Annotated in this window: 13 protein-coding genes; all 13 read left to right on the top strand. The window is 72.2% G+C overall.

Annotated elements, in window-relative coordinates:
- Positions 1–123: 123 nt before the first annotated feature.
- The 13 genes from ACFSL2_RS16785 (at position 124) to ACFSL2_RS16725 (ending at position 16,507) form a co-directional block, all read left to right on the top strand.
- A complete protein-coding gene (locus ACFSL2_RS16785; RefSeq protein ID WP_377198932.1) occupies positions 124–1,272 on the top strand; it encodes a hypothetical protein in 1,149 nt (382 codons plus the stop codon).
- 260 nt (positions 1,273–1,532) lie between these two features.
- Positions 1,533–2,441, top strand: a complete 909-nt coding sequence (locus ACFSL2_RS16780; protein WP_377198931.1) for a CPBP family intramembrane glutamic endopeptidase — start codon at positions 1,533–1,535, stop codon at positions 2,439–2,441.
- 69 nt (positions 2,442–2,510) lie between these two features.
- Positions 2,511–4,073 carry a sensor histidine kinase gene (locus ACFSL2_RS16775; protein WP_377198930.1) on the top strand — a complete coding sequence of 521 codons (1,563 nt, stop codon included), beginning with the start codon at positions 2,511–2,513 and terminating at the stop codon, positions 4,071–4,073.
- Positions 4,070–4,795: a response regulator gene (locus ACFSL2_RS16770; protein ID WP_377198929.1), complete on the top strand. Its 726-nt coding sequence runs from the start codon at positions 4,070–4,072 to the stop codon at positions 4,793–4,795. The genes ACFSL2_RS16775 and ACFSL2_RS16770 overlap by 4 nt, the downstream gene beginning before the upstream one ends.
- A gap of 105 nt (positions 4,796–4,900) precedes the next feature.
- Positions 4,901–6,601 (top strand): carbon starvation CstA family protein, encoded by a 1,701-nt coding sequence (locus tag ACFSL2_RS16765; protein ID WP_377198928.1) that lies wholly within the window; start codon positions 4,901–4,903, stop codon positions 6,599–6,601.
- A 3-nt stretch (positions 6,602–6,604) separates the two neighbouring features.
- The gene (locus ACFSL2_RS16760) at positions 6,605–6,886 is read left to right on the top strand and encodes a cory-CC-star protein (RefSeq protein WP_377198927.1); all 282 of its coding nucleotides are present in this window, start codon (positions 6,605–6,607) and stop codon (positions 6,884–6,886) included.
- Entirely contained in the window at positions 6,880–7,836 is a 957-nt protein-coding gene (locus ACFSL2_RS16755; RefSeq protein WP_377200841.1) for an ArsA family ATPase, read from the top strand. The genes ACFSL2_RS16760 and ACFSL2_RS16755 overlap by 7 nt, the downstream gene beginning before the upstream one ends.
- Positions 7,837–8,120: 284 nt before the next feature.
- A complete protein-coding gene (locus tag ACFSL2_RS16750) occupies positions 8,121–8,465 on the top strand; it encodes a hypothetical protein (protein WP_377198926.1) in 345 nt (114 codons plus the stop codon).
- A 654-nt stretch (positions 8,466–9,119) separates the two neighbouring features.
- Positions 9,120–10,019, top strand: a complete 900-nt coding sequence (locus tag ACFSL2_RS16745; RefSeq protein WP_377198925.1) for an ABC transporter ATP-binding protein — start codon at positions 9,120–9,122, stop codon at positions 10,017–10,019.
- Positions 10,016–11,272: an ABC transporter permease gene (locus tag ACFSL2_RS16740; protein ID WP_377198924.1), complete on the top strand. Its 1,257-nt coding sequence runs from the start codon at positions 10,016–10,018 to the stop codon at positions 11,270–11,272. Before ACFSL2_RS16745 ends, ACFSL2_RS16740 begins: the two co-directional genes overlap by 4 nt.
- On the top strand, positions 11,269–13,050 hold the full coding sequence (locus tag ACFSL2_RS16735; RefSeq protein ID WP_377198923.1) for an outer membrane protein assembly factor BamB family protein: 1,782 nt from the start codon (positions 11,269–11,271) through the stop codon (positions 13,048–13,050). Before ACFSL2_RS16740 ends, ACFSL2_RS16735 begins: the two co-directional genes overlap by 4 nt.
- An 87-nt stretch (positions 13,051–13,137) precedes the next feature.
- A complete protein-coding gene (locus ACFSL2_RS16730) occupies positions 13,138–14,754 on the top strand; it encodes an outer membrane protein assembly factor BamB family protein (RefSeq protein ID WP_377198922.1) in 1,617 nt (538 codons plus the stop codon).
- 52 nt (positions 14,755–14,806) lie between these two features.
- The gene (locus tag ACFSL2_RS16725; RefSeq protein WP_377198921.1) at positions 14,807–16,507 is read left to right on the top strand and encodes an outer membrane protein assembly factor BamB family protein; all 1,701 of its coding nucleotides are present in this window, start codon (positions 14,807–14,809) and stop codon (positions 16,505–16,507) included.
- The last annotated feature ends 1 nt before the right edge of the window (position 16,508 follow it).

Genomic DNA, 16,508 nt, shown 5'->3' with positions numbered 1-16,508 from the left:
CAGGTGAATCGTTTTGGATCGGCGCAGACCCTGGTGCGGCGGCCGTTTCGTCCATACGCTCGGGACAACGATCTACAACGTTGTAGTACAGGAGCCCTCAAGAGTCCTCAAGGAGGAGTGACCATGGCACCAACGTCACAGCGTCGCCCGCGGCTTTTTGCCGCAGGGGCCGCAGCACTGTCGATAGTTGTCTCCCTGCTCGTCGCACCCGGAGTCGCTGCCGCGCCCAGCGGTCCGGCCCCCAGCGGTACGACCTCCGGTGTCGTCCAGGCGGCTGCCTGTGGCGACGGTGCTGACGCCCTCGTCACCGGGAGCCAGTCGTCCGGGTTCACTGCGACCTATCACGGGCAGACCGTCTACCAGGGCCCGTACTACATCACCGCGATCTGGGAGGCGATCGGCGCGCTCGACCCGGGCCGGACCAGCCAGCAGAAGGTATCCGTCATGGCCAGCGCCTGGATCGGCAACAACACGATCGACCTGCCGAGCCACACGGCGTTCGAGGTCTGCGGCACCCTGGACACGGGGAACGTCGCGGGCCGGGGCGCCATCCAGGCCATCGGGGTGCGGGACGTGTCCATCCCCCACCTGAACATGACCGGGGCGCCGTACTTCGGCCTGCGCTTCGCGGACGTGCACGGCTTGCACCTGGGGCAGATCAACCTGCGGATGAGCGGAGGCCTGGGCATCCGGTTCGAACGTGACCTGCCGGGCAGCACCGACGTGCGGATGGACGACATCTACGTGTCGGGCACGGGGAACCACGGGGTCGAGACCTGGCACGTGGACGGGCTGCGGATCGGGACCATCACCGCGCGCGACGTCGCGTACGCGGGCCTGCTGCTGAACAGCACGCGCAACGCCACGATCGGCACGGTCGACGGCGAGAACGTCGCCACCGGTACCGGCTACGCCACGTTCCGCATGGCCAACGGCAACGGGCCCGGCATCACCGTGGACCGGGTGCGCTCGCGCGGCGGCGGCCGGGGCGTGTTCTGCGTGTCCAGGTCGCAGGGCGCGCGCATCAACTCCGTCGACCTGGCGAACAACGGCAACAACTCGATCCTCATCGAGAACTGCTCGGACATCACCATCGGTGGTGGAACCGTCAACGGTGGCGGCGAGGTGCGGCTCGCCGCTCGCTCGGAGTTCCCCAACAACCGCAACATCGACATCACGCTCCGCGTGGACAACACCTCCGTGCGCGAGTCGCCGTGCGGGGAGAACACCACGTGGAACCTGAGCGGGAACGGCGCGCGCAACATCTGCTGACCCGGCACGGCCTGCGGCCGCCGTGAGCACGACCTGCGGCCGCCGTGAGATGTACTGCGGTACTGACTCGCCGTACCGGGTACGGCGAGTCGGTACCGCAGTCCGACACCGGTCCAGACCCGCGCCGCTCGGTCTCCGGCTTCGGACTCCCGGCTCGGTCGCCCGGCTCCGCCTCAGGGCGGAGGCGGTCCAGACCCTGCGGCTCCTACGTTGGGCGCCATGGAGACACGTACGCGCGCCTCGAGCCGACGGACCCTGCCATGAGCCGGCCGGACCCGGACGCCACGACGGCGCCCGACGGAACGCCCGCCGTCCCCCCGGCGACCGCTCCCTACGCCTGGCTACCTTCGCTGATCGCCGCGGGATGCCTGGTCGCGGCAGTCGTGGCCGGGGGCCACCCCGTTGTCGGACCGGTGACCGCAGCGGTCTCCGCCGCACTGGTCGCCGGGCTCAGCGGGTGGTTCCGGGCACGCCACCGCCCGCCGTCCGGTGCCCGGCCGTCCGGTGCCAAGAGTGTCGCGGCGCTCGCGGCCTGCGTCGTGGCGGCCGTCTGGGTGCTGCGCGTCGCCGGGGGAGCACTGGAGGGCGCGGGCTTCGCCGGTGCGAGCTCCATGGCGCTGTGGCCCCTCCCGCTCGTCCTCGCCCTCGGTCTGTACGTGCCGCTCAGCCGGGTGCGAGCGCTCGGGCTGGTGGACGACTGGCTCTTCCGGGGCACGGTGGACCGGCGGGGTCTCTGGCTCCTCGCGGCGATCGTGCCGGTCTCCGCGCTGGCGCTGGTGCTGTGGGCGTGGACGACAGGAGAGGACGGCAGCGGGTTCGCGGCGTACCGCCGGATCGTCGCCGACCACGGCGTCGTCGTCATGGCGCTCGGGGCACTCGTGTTCTCGTCGGTCAACGCCGCCGCGGAGGAGTGTGCCTACAACGGCGTGGCGCAGCGGGCGTTCGGGCTCGACGTGGGCCGCGTCGTCGCGGTGGTGCTCGCCGCCGCGATGTTCGGCGCATCCCACTGGTACGGGTTCCCGAACGGGTGGTGGGGAGTCCTCCTCGCGGGCGGCTACGGCCTGGTGCTGAGCGCGCTGCGCCAGGTCTCGCGCGGGCTGTTGCTGCCGTGGGCGGCGCACGTGCTCGCCGACCTCACGATCGTCGCCGTGCTCGTGACGCTCTGGTGACGTCCGCGCTGGGCTGACTCCTCCTTGAGGCGGAAGCGATCTCGCGCGCGGAGTTCTTACCCTGGGGGCATGGTCCATGCCCCGCCCCAGCCCGACGGCGCCCGGCCGGCCGGCGCCCAGTCGGACGTCGGCCGGTTCGGTGCGTCTCGGCCCGGTGTGCGCCGGTCCGTCGAGAGCCTCGCCGGTCGGCTGCTCGACTGGTTCGGCGTCGACTCCGACTGGGAGCGGGTGCCGGCCGGACGCGACGCCTACCGGAAGGATCTGCTGCTGGGCGCCGGGTTCGCCGTGCTGGCGGCCATCTCCGTCGAGCTCGGCCGCAGTATGGGCCTCTTCGAGGAGGTGCGGGAGCCGCTGTGGCTGATCATCCTGCTCGCGGTCGTCAGCACCGTGCCGCTGGCCTGGCGCCGTCGCTACCCGCTGGTGTCGCTCGCGCTCGTGTACGCGGTCTGGCTCGGGCTCGGCCTGACGATCAGCGGGATCACCGTGCTCATGCCGATGCAGGTGATGTACTTCGTGGCCCTGTTCACGGCGGTGGCCTGGGCGCGCGACCGGCGGGCGATGCTCGTCGTGGTCAGCATCTGCGTGCTGATGATGTTCACCTGGCTCGTCTGGATGTTCGCGGTGGGGCAAGGCATGGAGACGCTCTTCGACGAGTACTCGACGCGTGCGGACTGGCCCGGCGTCGTGGAGCCGTATCTCGCGAACGCGGTCTACCAGTTCATCACCAACATCGCGTTCTTCGGCGGCGCCGTGGTGGCCGGTCAGATGCAGTGGAACGCGGCGCGCCGCCGGCAGCAGCTCGCGGGCCAGGCGGTCACCATCGAGAAGCAGGCCGCGGCGCTCACCGATCAGGCCATCGTGGCCGAGCGGGTACGGATCGCCCGCGAGCTGCACGACGTCGTCGCGCACCACGTGTCCGTGATCGGCATCCAGGCGGCCGCCGCCCGCCGAGTGCTCGACCGGGACCCGGCCAGGACCGCGGAAGCGCTCGTCACGATCGAGCGCGAGTCGCGCGAGGGGGTCGCGCAGATGCGCAACCTCGTCGGCACGCTCCGCGCGGTGCCCGACGGGGGCACCGCGGGCGGCTCGACGGGGCCGGACGGCGGGGCCTCCCGGTCGCCGGAACCTGGCCTGGCCGACCTGCCGACCCTCACGGCTGCCGACCACGACGGTCTGGACACCACGTTCCGTCAGGTCGAGGAGCCACCGGGCGCCGTGGCAGACGTACCGGACCCCATGGGGCTCAGCCTCTACCGCACGGCCCAGGAGGCGATGGCGAACGTGCGCAAGCACTCGACGGCCCGGTCCGCGACGGTCACGCTGCGCGTGGTGCGGACGCCCGAGACGCTGGCGGGCCGGCAGTTCGAGCACGGCTTCGCCGAGGTGGAGGTGCTCGACGACGGCCGCCCCCGCCACGGCACGTCCGGCTCCGGCCTGGGGCTCCTCGGCATCCGGGAGCGGGTGGCGACGCACCAGGGCGTGGTCGAGATCGGGCCGCGCGCGACCGGCGGGTACCGGGTCCGGGTGCGGCTACCGTTGCCTGCGCCGGGTCCCGCTGCCGTGTCGTCCGCGGAGCCCCCGGTGACGACGGCGGGTGCCGCGTCGACGGCCGAGTCGGAGGTTGGCGGATGACCCGTGTGCTGCTGGTGGACGACCAGGCGCTGGTGCGTTCCGGCTTCTCCCTCATCCTTTCGGTGGAGGACGACTTCGAGGTGGTCGGTGAAGCGGGTGACGGCGCCAGGGCGATCGAGCTGACCCGCGCACTGCGCCCCGACGTGGTGCTGATGGACGTGCAGATGCCGGTCATGGACGGCATCGAGGCCACCCGCCGGATCGTCGCGGAGGATCTCGCCAAGGTGCTGGTGCTGACCACGTTCGACCACGACGAGTACGTGTTCGACGGGCTCGCCGCCGGGGCATCGGGCTTTCTGCTGAAGAACTCCGACGCCGAGCACCTGGTGGAGGCCGTGCGCACCGTTGCGGCGGGTCACGCCCTGCTCGCGCCGCAGATCACGCGGCGGGTGATCGAGCAGATGGTGGCGGGGGAGCGGTCGTCCGCTCCGGTGGTCACCCTTCGGCAGGGCGCGGAGGCGGCGCCCGTGGCGAACGCGAGCGCGCGGCCGGCCCCCGAACCCGGTAACGAGGCGGCCCTGGCCGGTGTTGCCCTGCTCACTCCGCGCGAGCGCGAGGTGCTGGAGCTGGTGGGCACGGGGCTGTCGAACGCGGAGATCGCCGCGACCCTGTACCTCGGCGAGGCGACGGTGAAGACCCACGTCTCCAACGTGCTGTCCAAGCTGCACCTGCGGGACCGGGTCCAGGCGGTCGTCCTCGCCCATCGGGTCGGTTTGGTCTGAATCGGGAAGAAAGTGCCGGAGGGCCGGTCAACCCTCTGTATAGGGAATCATCGAAACTAGTATGGTATGCCGGTCCCCCGTCGACGATGACCCTGGAGGCCCCCCGTGAACTCCCTCGTCCTGGCCGTCATCGGTATTGCACTGATGGTCGCCGGATACCTGCTGTACTCGAAATATCTCGGTAAGAAGGTCTACCGACTCGACCCCGCTTTCAAGACCCCCGCGCACGAGCTGAACGACGGTGTGGACTACGTCCCCACCAACAAGTTCGTGCTCTGGGGCCACCACTTCACCTCCGTAGCGGGTGCCGCCCCCATCGTGGGGCCGGCCGTCGCCGTGATCTGGGGCTGGCTGCCCGCGGTCCTGTGGGTGACGATCGGCACCATCTTCTTCGCCGGCATGCACGACATGGGTGCCCTCTGGGCGTCGCAGCGCCACAAGGGCCAGTCGATGGGCATGCTGTCGGGCAAGTACATCGGCCCGCGTGGCCGGGCCCTGTTCCTCGTCGTGATCTTCCTGCTGCTGCTCATGGTCGTGGCCGCGTTCGCCGTGGTCATCAAGAACCTGCTGATCGGCACGCCGAGTGCCGTCATCCCCGTGTGGGGCGCGATCCTGGTGGCCCTCGTGATCGGGCAGATGATCTACCGCTGGAAGATCAACCTGCTGGTCACGACCATCATCGGCGTCGTGGCGCTCTACTCGCTGATCATCGTCGGCAACGCCAACCCCATCGTGCTGCCGGACCCGATCCTCGGGATGTCGCCGGCGACGTTCTGGATCGTGGCGCTGTTCGTCTACGCGGGCATCGCATCCCTGCTGCCGGTGTGGGTGCTGCTGCAGCCGCGTGACTACATCAACGGCGTGCAGCTCTTCATCGGCCTGGGCATCCTGTTCGGCTCTGTGCTGCTGTCGGCCCCGGCGATCGTCGCCCCCGCGATCAACCAGAACGTCCCGGAGGGCACGCCGCCGCTGGTGCCGCTGCTCTTCGTGACGATCGCGTGCGGTGCCATCTCGGGCTTCCACGGCATGGTGTCCTCCGGCACGTCGTCGAAGCAGCTCGACAAGGAGACGGACTCCCGGTTCGTCGGCTACTTCGGTGCCGTCGGCGAAGGCCTGCTGGCGCTCGGTGCGATCATTGCCGCCACGGCCGGCTACCGGACGCTCGCCGACTGGGAGGCCGTCTACTCCGCCTTCAACGAGGGCGGCGTCGCAGCGTTCGTCGAGGGGGGTGGCAACATCCTCAACGCCGGCCTCGGCCTTCCCGTCGGCCTGTCGGCCACGATCCTCGCCACCATGGCCGTCCTGTTCGCGGCGACCACCATGGACACCGGGGTGCGGCTGCTGCGCTTCGTGGTCCAGGAGGCCGGCGAGCTCGTACGCGTCAAGATCGGCGGCCTGCTCGGCACCGTGATCGCGCTCGTCGTGGCCGTCGGCCTGGTGTTCAGCCTCGGCGCCGACGGCGCGGGCGGCATGCTGATCTGGCCGCTGTTCGGTACCACGAACCAGCTGCTCGCGTCCCTGACACTGTCGGTGATCGCGGTCATCCTGCTGCGCAAGAAGATCAACCCGCTCCCGGTCATGATCCCCCTCGCGGTGGTCATGATCATGTCGATCTACGCACTGGTGCTGCAGCTGGGTACCTTCTACGCCGAGCAGAACTGGATGCTGCTGGTGCTGGACGTCGTCATCCTCATCGCGTCCCTCTGGGTGGCGCTCGAGGCGTTCATCGCCATGGCCAAGGCCCGTGGCGGCATCGAGGACGAGGACGACGCCGACAACAAGCCCGTCGCGAGCGTCGAGGGCTGACACGTGCTCGGCCGCCGGTTCGGCACCGCCCGCCGGCGGCTGAGCGCTGTCTCCGACGGGTTGCGCGAGTTCTACGTGGCGCCATACCGGCGCACGTTCGCGCGGGCCCAGCGGGACGAGGACGACCTCTTCATGCTGCTCGTCCTGAGCGAGGTCCTCGGGGTGCCGAACCCGGCGTCCTACTACACGGCCGAGCTGCTGCCGCTCGTCTACGAGCGGGTGCACGAGTGGCACACCCGTATGGGCATGGACCGATCACCGCTGGAGGACGTGTCGTGCTGCTGACCGACGTCGTACGGGGTCGGCGCGTGCTGTTCCTGGGGGGCAAGGGCGGCGTCGGCAAGACCACGACGGCGTCCGCGCTGGCGCTCGTGCAGGCCCAGGAGGGGCGACGGGTGCTGGTCGTCTCGACGGACCCCGCGCACAACCTGGGCCACCTGTGGCAGCGAGAGGTCGGGGACACCGTCGTGCCGCTGTGGCGCGGCGCGGGGCTGCTCGACGGGGTAGAAGTCGATCCGCGGCGGACCACCGACGCGCACCTGGCCCAGGTCGGCTCCACGCTGCGCCGCCTCATGCCGGACCATCTCGCCAAGGAGGTGGACCGGCATCTCGACCTCGCCAGGGACGCTCCGGGGACCCACGAGGCAGCGGTGCTCGAGCGGATCGCCGACGCCGTGGAGACCGGCCTCGCCGACTACGACCTGGTGGTGTTCGACACCGCGCCGTCGGGGCACACGGCCCGGCTCATGGCGCTGCCCGAGACGATGTCCGCCTGGACCGAAGGGCTGCTGCGCCGGCGGGACCGGGCCGACAAGTTCTCGGGCGCCCTCTCCGGGCTGGGCGTGCGGGACCCCAAGGCCGAGCGGGACAGCGAGATCCGGCGCACGCTGCTGCGGCGCCGGGAGCGCTTCGAGCGGCTGCGATCGGTGCTCACCGACCCGGAGACGACGTCGTTCCTGCTGGTGCTGGCCGCGGAGCGGCTGCCGGTGCTGGAGACCGTCGAGCTCGCCGGCACACTGCGGAAGCTCGGCGTGCCGGTGGGCGGGCTGGTCGTCAACAAGCGCTCCCCCGACGGCGCGGGCGGGCTGCTCGCTGCCCGGCGTGCCCACGAGGACGAGTGGCTGGCCGTGCTGGACGCCGAGCTGGGTGACCTGCCGCGCGTCGAGTGCGAGCTGTTGCCCGGTGAGGTCACGGGCGCCGCGGGGCTGGAGCAGTTCGGGGCAGCGCTGCGCTAGAAATGTCAGCGGTCTCTGACATTCGTGGCTTTGCCGTGAAAGCACGCAGAAGCGAGACCTCGGGAAAGGAGCTCGCTTCTTGGTGCCCGGTTATGCCGGAATGTCCAGCAGTAAAACTGGACTATTCGGAAGGTGCCGTTGAAGGTTCGGTTGACGGCTCGGTTGACGGGTTTGTCGACGGGTCCGGAGAGGGCTCGCCCGAGGGCTCCTCCGACGGTTCGGCGGTCGGCTCCTCGGTCGGGTCTGCCGGCGGCGGATCGGTCGGTTCTTCGGAGGGCGGGTTCGTGGGCTCCTCCGACGGCGGGTCTGTCGGCTCAGGATCCGGCGTCGGTGTGGGCTCCGGGTCCGGCGTGGGCGTGGGCGTCGGAGTGGGCGTCGGGTCCGGCGTCGGTGTCGGCTCCGGCGTCGGCCGGGGCGACTGCGTCGGTGGCGTGGTCGGCGACTGGCTGGGCGGCGTCGTGGGATGCACCGTGAACCCGTCCGACGGCGTCGAGGGGCTGCTGGACCACGCCCCCTGGCCGAGGCCGGGGGGCGGCGGCGGCGTCATCGTGAAGCTGCTGCCCGGCTGGTCCGTGGGCGTGTCGGCCATGTGCTTCGGGCTGTACGTCGACGTGGGCGGGGGTGTGTAGGTGAACGGGTTCTGCTCGGGCGCGGGCGTCGTGCGTACGTCGACCGTGCCCTTCTCACCCCGGTGGGACGTGGGCTCGCGCTTCACCATCATGGGCGGCAGGCCCTGCAGCGCGTCGGGCACGACGGGTGCCGCCGTCGTGTCCCGGTCCTGCTCCTGCTCGGGCTGCACTGCTACGGCACCCACGATCCCCGCCGTCAGCACCATGGCCGCGGCTGTTCCTGTGACGATCAAACGCTTGCGCACGCTTAGCTCCCCCTGCGGGTTCAGATACTGCCTTGTGCCCCTGTGCTGTGACGTTTCGGCCTGGTGCGCCGAACCGCGAAACATCCGCCGGAATGCGGTGCTCGGCTCTCCGGGGACGGGCTGTTCAACCGTGCAACGCCGCTATCGTTCGTGCGGCGTTCCGGATGGGACAATACGTGGCAGAACACCATCGGCAACCGGGGCCTGTAATACCAGGTCAGGGGCCCCGTGAATGCATGTGCACATACTGCGGTCGGCAGAATGTCATGAGATCGGCAACTCGAAATACCGATCATCGGACAATTTGCCGACCACCCGGCTGCGAGGCCGAGCAGGCCCACCAGAAGGCGGAGGAGGGTTCCACCTCGCGGCGGATCCCTCGCCGCCGGGGGACCCATAGCGTGCTGCCATGAGCGATCTGGAAGTGCGGGAGCTGACCCGCGTGTTCTCGACGGGCGGCACGCCCCGGCGAGCGGTGGACGGGGTGTCCTTCACCGCATCGTCGGGCCTGCTCACGGGGTTCGTGGGCGGCAACGGTGCCGGCAAGACGACGACCATGCGCATGATCATGGGCGTGCTGGCGATCACGGACGGCGAGGTGCGGTTCGACGGCGCACCGGTCACCCGGCACGACCGCCGCGAGTTCGGGTACATGCCCGAGGAGCGTGGTCTCTACCCGAAGCAGCCCGTTCTGGAGCAGCTGGTCTACCTGGCCCGGCTGCGCGGGATCGCGGCGCCGGTGGCCCGGCGCGAGGTGCTGGAGCACCTCGACCGGCTCGGCCTGGCCGACCGGTCGAAAGACCACGTGGAGAAGCTGTCGCTCGGGAACCAGCAGCGCGTGCAGATCGTCGCGGCGATCATGGGGCGACCGAAGGCACTCGTGCTGGACGAGCCGTTCAGCGGCCTGGACCCCGCCGCCGTCGACGCCATGGCCGACCTGCTGCGGGAACACACGCGGCGCGGGGTCCCCGTGCTGTTCAGCTCCCACCAGCTCGACCTCGTGGAACGGCTCTGCGAGCAGCTCGTGATCCTCGGCGGCGGCCGGGTCCTCGCGAACGGCACGCCCGACGACCTGCGCGCCCAGGGGGTGACGCGGCACCGGCTGGTGCTCACCGGCGACGCCGGTTTCGTCCGCGGCGTGCCCGGCGTGCTGGCGGTGGACGTCGACGGCCCCTCCGCGCTGGTCGAGGTGCACGACGACGCGGCGGCCGGCCGCCTCCTGTCCGCCGCCCTGGAACGGGGCGCGGTCCGGGAGTTCTCCCCGGTACGGCCCACGCTGGCCCAGATCTACCGCGAGGTGACCGCATGAACCGGAACGAGGCCGCCGGCTCGACGAGCTCGACGAGGAAGGGCGATGGCGTGAGCAACGCATGGATGGTCGTGGCGACCCGCGAGATCGTGGTGCGGGCGCTCAACAAGGGATTCCTGATCGGCCTCGGGGTGACCGTCGCCATGATCGGCGGACTGATCGGCTTCACGTCCTACATGGAGAGCCGCACCCAGTCGTTCGACGTGGCGGTGGTCGCCGGCGACGAGTCGGCGGCGACGGCGCTCGAGTCCGCTGCCGCGGAGGCGGCGTCGGACGACCGGAAGGTCGAGCTGAGCGTGGTGCGCGTGGACGACGTGGCCGCGGCCGAGCAGGCCCTCGACGAGGAGACCGCCGACGCGTGGCTCAGCTCGGGCGCCACGCCCGGCACCGACGGCTGGACCCTCTCGGGCTGGCGGGAGCCCGACACCGACCTCACCCAGCTGATCGAGACCACGGTGCGCGACCAGGTGCTCGCCGGGCACGCGGCAGAGGCCGGAACCACGATGGCCGCCCTCACGGCGGGCAGCGAGGTCGAGACCGAGCGCCTCGACGGCAACCCCGTCGACCCCGAGATCGTGTTCGTGGCCGGCTTCGTGCTCGCGTTCCTGTTCTTCATCGGCGCGGTGGGCTCCGGCCAGATGATCGCGGGCAGCGTGATCGAGGAGAAGCAGTCCCGGCTGGTCGAGATCATCGCGACGGCCGTACCGCTCCGGCAGCTGTTGGCGGGCAAGATCATCGGGAGCTCGGTGATCGCGCTGGGCCAGAACCTGCTGCTCGCCGTCGTCGGGCTCGTCGGTGCCTCGTTCACCGACCTGTCGGCGATCCTGCCTGCGATGACGACCACCATGATCTGGTTCGTCGTCTTCTTCACCGTGGGCTTCGTCGCGGTGGCGGCCCTGTACGCGGTGGCCGGTTCGCTCGCGTCGCGCACCGAGGACCTGCAGTACACGACCAGCCCGCTGATGATGCTGCTCATGGGCGTGTACGTGGTGACGTTCTCCGCGGACGGCGTGCTGGAGCGCGTCCTGTCCTACATCCCGCCGGCGTCGATCGTCTCGATGCCGGTCCGGGTGCTCAACGGCGACGCGCTCTGGTGGGAGCCGCTCGTGGCGCTCCTCATCCTCGTGCTGGCGACGTTCGGTGCGGTGCTCCTGGCCGAGCGGGCCTATCGCGGAGCGCTCATGCAGACCGGCGGCCGGGTGACCTGGAAGACGGCCTTGGCCGCGGATCGGGGCACTACCCTCGGGGCGTGACCGAACGCACCCAGCACGACGATGCCGCGCCCGGGAGCCCTGAGCCGTCGGAGGTCCACACCTTCGACCTGATCGACGAGGTTCCCGGCGTGTCCGGCGGTGCCGACGACCCGGACGGTGCCGATCCCGACCCGGAGCACCCGCCCGCCGGTCCGGACGAGACCGACGAGCCGGCCCCCCGGTCGCCCGGACGCCTGGCGCTCGCGCTCACGAGCGCCCGCGCCGCCGTCGCGCGGACGGTGCGGCGGGGCGGCGCTGCCGTTCGGCGCCGGCTGCCCACGTCTCGCCGGGGGCGGGTCCTGCTGGTCGGGGGGACGGTGTCCGTGGTGGTGGTGGCCGTGGCGGCCGGTGTGCTGGTGGACGCCCAGCTGCGGGAGCGTGCGCTCCTCGCGACGCCGGGCGGGGTGCGGAGCCTGGACGTGCAGCCGGCCGAGCGCTGGTCGATCGATCTCGACAACCCGATCGCCGCGACCCTGATCGAGATGCCGGGGGTCCTGGCGGTCGCCGGCGGCACGGAGGTGCGTGGCGTGGACCCCGCGTCCGGTGACGTGCTCTGGACCGTCGAGGTCGGGGACGACGCGCACTGCGGACCGGGGACGCCCCTGGGGATCGGGGGTCCGGCGTCGGCGGAGCCGGCCGACCCGCTGGTCTGTATCGCGTCGTCCGGCGGCGGCGCCGGCGGCGGCGACGAGAGCCCGCGGGTCGTCACGGTCATCGGCGCGGACGGTGCGGCGCGGACGCGTGAGCTCGACTCCGATGCGGTGGTGCTGCCGGCCGCCGGTGGCCGGCTGATCCGGCTGGAGCCGGCGGGGGGCGACCAGGAGCGGCGCCCCGTGGTGGTCGACAAGCTGGGTGTGCCGCACCTCCCGAAGGACTTCGCGGGACCGGACCTGACGGTCCGGGTGGAGGACGCCGCGACGGGCGCCGAGCGCTGGAGCGACACCGTGGAGTTCGGGGCCGCGCGCCCGGACAGCTGTGTGACGTATGCCGACAACGCGCCGGTGCTGGATGTCGTCGGCGCTCTGGGCTGGGACCTGCACGGCAGTCTCCTGGAGGTCCAGGGCTGCGGTGTCTCGGCGGCGTTCCTGCTCGACGGCACCCGGCTGGACGATCCGGCGGACCCGGCGGACCCGCCGGCGGACGGCGTGGACACCGCGTCCTTCGCGCCGTTGCCCGGTGGCGGATGGGTGGGGCCGGACACGACGGCCGCCGAGGGCACGGTCTCCGGAGACGTGGTACACCTGGAGCACGGGGGCACGTTCGCGCTCGACGGCCAGGCCCTGGTGCCCTGGGCCACGGACGGCCGCGACCCGGGTCTGCTGCTGGAGCGGGCAGGCACCCGTCTGGGGGCCAGGTCCACCGCCGAGGACGACGCCGGGGCGCGGCTCTGGTCGATGGCCGACGTCCGGGCGACGACGGTGCTGGCCCGCGTGTCGGGTACTGCCGTCGTCGTGGACGAGGACGGCGCGGTGCGTGCGATCGACGTCGGTACGGGCGCGGACCGTTGGACGCTCGATCCCGAGGTGCTCTCGTTCGGCGACCAGGTCTGGGCGGCGGAGTCGACGATCTTCGGGGCGTACACGGACGGCAACACCCTGCTGCTGCCCGTGACCGCCGACCCCAGCGGCAGCACTCCCGGCCTACGGCTGCTCGCGGTAGACCTCGAGGACGGCGCGGTGCGCTGGGAGATCGCACAGGACACCCCGTACACGCAGCTGATCAGCATCGACGGCCATCTCGCGCAGATCACGCAGCAGGGCGTGGTAGGCCTCGGCTGACCGGCAGGCTGGTGGTTGAGCCGCACCGCGCCCGCGCCGTCGGCAGGGCTCGGACGGACCCGCAGGTCGCGCGAGTAGGCTCCGGCCATGCCACGGCCTGACGAGCAGGAGTCCGTTGTCTTCGACCTGGTCGAGGGCCAGGGGCCGGACCCAGCTGCGGGGGATGCTCGGGTCCACGTCGACGAGGCCGCGGACGACGTGCCGGGCCGGGGGCCGGGCCGCTGGTCTCGGCCGCGGGGCCTCTCCCGGCGCACCTGGGTGGTCGCCGCGGCGGTGGTGACGGCTGCTCTGCTGACGGTCACGGCGGTCGACCTGGTGCGCGACCATCGGCGCGCGGAGCTGATGCGCACCTCGTCGATCGGCCTGACCTCGCTCGCGGAACCGCCGACGGAGACCTGGACCGTGCCGTTCGACGTGCTGGCCGGGCAGGGCGATGTCTCCTTCGACCAGGAGGTCGTGACCATGGGGGGTCTGCTGGTGGTGCCCCCGTCGAGCGCACAGCACTTCTGGGTCGACGCGTCCACGGGCGGGACCGAGCCGCGTCCGACCGGGTTCGAGGACGTGGTGGCCATCGAGCCAGGGTCTGGCGAGGTGGCCTGGCGGGTGCCGTTGGGCGAGCGCCCGGACTGCGGCCCGACCGGTTTCGACGCGTCGGCGTCGACCGACACGCTGGTGTGCGTGCACGGTCCCGACGACGCGCGGGAGGTACTGGTGATCGCACCGGACGGGACCGCTCGCACGCGGTCCGCCGACTTGGCCACCGGCGAGCAGCTGTTCGCCGGGCCCGGTGGCACGGTGGTGCGGACCGTCCGGACCGGGGAGCCCGTGGGGACGGTGGAGTGCGACTCGTCGGGAGAGTGCCCGCCCGAGGCGGTGGCCGCTGGCCGCGACCTGCTCGTCACAGCAGAGGACGCGGGCACGGGCGTCGAACGCTGGGCGAGCACCGTGGAGTTCGACCAGGACTTCGCGTACGGCTGCCAGGCGACGTACCCGTCCGACACCGGGTCGGACACCGGACCGGCGATCGACCCGGACGCGGTCACGGCCCGCGCGGCGGTCGAGCTGGTGTACGTCGACGGGTGCGGTGTCTCGGCGACGTTCTCCCTGCCCGGGGCCCGGCTGGACCAGGCCGGTGACGGCACGACGCCGCGCTGGGTGGACGAGCTGGGCTCCGGCCGCTACGCCGTGGACCGCAGCGGCATGACCACGCTGGTGGTGGACGCCGCAGGGGAGGTCGTGCGGACCCTGGACGGGAGCCTGCGTACCGACCCTTCGGCACCCGACGCGCCCGACGACATCGTGTTCGTCACCCGGCCGTCCGGCAGCGGGTTCGAGGCGGTCCGCGAGGACGGGTCGGTGGCCTGGACCGAGCGGTCCGCGCGGGACGCGCTGCTCGTGGGCCGGGACGTGGTGGTCGTGGACCGCGGGAACCGGCTGGTGGGTCTCGACCGCACCACCGGTGCCGAGCTCTGGACCGCCGGTGCCGAGGACCTGGCGACGATGGCTCGGCTGCGCACCCTGACCGACGGCGAGACCGTCGCCGCACAGTACGTGCCGAACGACGGTGCGGAGGGCGGCATGCTGGTCGCTCTCGACCTGGCCACCGGCGAGCGCCTCTGGGACGTGCCGATGGCGGGCAGGGCCATCGCCGTGGACGGGCACCTCGTCGAGATCACCAGGGAGGGCCTGCGGGGCCTGGGCTGAGGTGCGCGGGGACCGGCTGAAGCGCGGGACGCCCGGCGCTACGCTCTGGCGCATGGCGCGGGACCCGGAGGAGGGGGATGCGTTCGTCTTCGATCTGGTCGAGGACGACGCGGCCGGTGCTGCGCCGGCGGGGTCCACCGCCGGGTCGGCCGCGGGCGCGGGCGACGCCGGGGACGACTCGGACGGCCTCGCGAGGGCGGGACCGTCCGCGGCGGGCAGCCCGGGCCGGAAGCGGCGCGCGACGGCGCAGGCCGCGGCGGTCCTCGCGGTGGTGCTCGGGACGGGCGTCGCGGTCGAGGGCATCCGGGACCACGAGCGGATCGAGCGGATGCGTGAGCTGCCCGGTGGCGTCGCCGACGTGTCGTCGCCCCTGACGGAGACGTGGGCATGGCACGGGACCGTCGGCCCGGACGGGAGCACCACCGACGTCGCCGTGCTGGGGGACGTGCTGGCGTTCGTGTCGGACGGCGAGCTGGTCGGGCTGGACCCGGCGACCGGTGAGGAGGCCTGGACGGTGGCGCTCGGTGCGGACGCGGAGTGCGGGCCGACGGCCTGGTCGCCCCCGAGCGGTCCCGCGACCTCGTCGCTGGTGTGTCTGCAGGGTGCGAGCGCCGACCGGGAGGTCGTGGTGGTGGGCCCGCAGGGGGCGGCCTCGGCCCCGCGTACGCTCGACGACGCGGCCGCCCGCCGCCACGGCCCGCCGCGTATCGGTCCGGCCGCGACGGTGCTGCGTGCGAAGCGGGTGGGTCCGCTGTCCGCGATCGACGTCGCGGGCGTCCGGTGTACCGACGGGGGCGAGTGCAGGGGCACCGTCGAGGCGGGACGTGACCTGGTGCTCCGTGCCGAGGACGCGGCGACCGGCGTGGAGCGCTGGGCGGTGACGGTCCCGTTCCGGGCGGCGGACGCCACCCAGTGCACCCGTACCTTCGGTGGGTCCTGGGGGAGCTCGGCGACCCGCCTGGTGTTCAGCGGGGAGCTGGCCCCGGACGCTTTCGGCGGGTGGGCCACGCCAGATCGCATCGACCTGAACGGCTGCGGCATCCAGGCGGGCGTCACGCCGGACGGCGTGGTGCTCGGCACCGAGCTCGAACCGGGCAGGGGCGGTGTGGTCGGTCTTGGTGCGACCGGGTACGCCGTGACGAGGTTCGACGGCGTGGTGCGCGCCACCGTGCACGCCGTCGACGGTGCCGTGGTCGGTGACGTCACCGGTTACCCGCTCGTGCCGCGGGCCGTCGACGAGGCGGGGCCCACGATGGTGCTCGGGGTGGATGAGGTCGGGCGGCGCCTGCGCGCCTACGGGCCGGACGGGACGGCCCGTTGGGACATCCCGCTGCAGTCCGGTGGGCAGGACTTCCTCGCGCAGGTGGGCGAGGTCGCCGTGGTCACGACCGGGGCAGGCGGTGTGCGCGGGCTGGACCGGGGCACGGGGGCGGAGAAGTGGGACTGGAACGGGTCGGACCCGGCCTCGGGGGGCGGCTCCGGCTACTTCGGCACCGCCTACGTCGTCCAGGCCTTCACGGACGGTGAGTCCGTGCTGCTGCGGACCGAGAGTGACACCGGCGGGACGCACGGCCTGGTGGCGCTCGACGCGGCGTCCGGCGCCGTGGTCTGGGACCGGCCGGGTGGCCGGCCGGTGCCACCCTTCGACCCGTTGGGCGGCGACGTGCTCGGGCAGGGTGTCGTCGGGGACCTGGTCGCGGTGGACGGGCATCTGCTGGAAGTCACCCCCCGTGGTGTCCGGGGTCTTGGGTGAA

The sequence above is a fragment of the Promicromonospora aerolata genome, assembly GCF_042682255.1.
Taxonomy (GTDB): domain Bacteria; phylum Actinomycetota; class Actinomycetes; order Actinomycetales; family Cellulomonadaceae; genus Promicromonospora; species Promicromonospora aerolata.
This window is presented reverse-complemented; position numbering and strand designations above follow the sequence as displayed.

What these genes read in the sequence shown, in the direction of transcription:
- ACFSL2_RS16785 (WP_377198932.1), top strand. Translation starts at nt 124, where the DNA reads ATGGCACCAACGTCACAGCGTCGCCCGCGGCTTTTTGCCGCAGGGGCC.
- ACFSL2_RS16780 (WP_377198931.1), top strand. Translation starts at nt 1,533, where the DNA reads ATGAGCCGGCCGGACCCGGACGCCACGACGGCGCCCGACGGAACGCCC.
- ACFSL2_RS16775 (WP_377198930.1), top strand. Translation starts at nt 2,511, where the DNA reads ATGGTCCATGCCCCGCCCCAGCCCGACGGCGCCCGGCCGGCCGGCGCC.
- ACFSL2_RS16770 (WP_377198929.1), top strand. Translation starts at nt 4,070, where the DNA reads ATGACCCGTGTGCTGCTGGTGGACGACCAGGCGCTGGTGCGTTCCGGC.
- ACFSL2_RS16745 (WP_377198925.1), top strand. Translation starts at nt 9,120, where the DNA reads ATGAGCGATCTGGAAGTGCGGGAGCTGACCCGCGTGTTCTCGACGGGC.
- ACFSL2_RS16740 (WP_377198924.1), top strand. Translation starts at nt 10,016, where the DNA reads ATGAACCGGAACGAGGCCGCCGGCTCGACGAGCTCGACGAGGAAGGGC.
- ACFSL2_RS16730 (WP_377198922.1), top strand. Translation starts at nt 13,138, where the DNA reads ATGCCACGGCCTGACGAGCAGGAGTCCGTTGTCTTCGACCTGGTCGAG.
- ACFSL2_RS16725 (WP_377198921.1), top strand. Translation starts at nt 14,807, where the DNA reads ATGGCGCGGGACCCGGAGGAGGGGGATGCGTTCGTCTTCGATCTGGTC.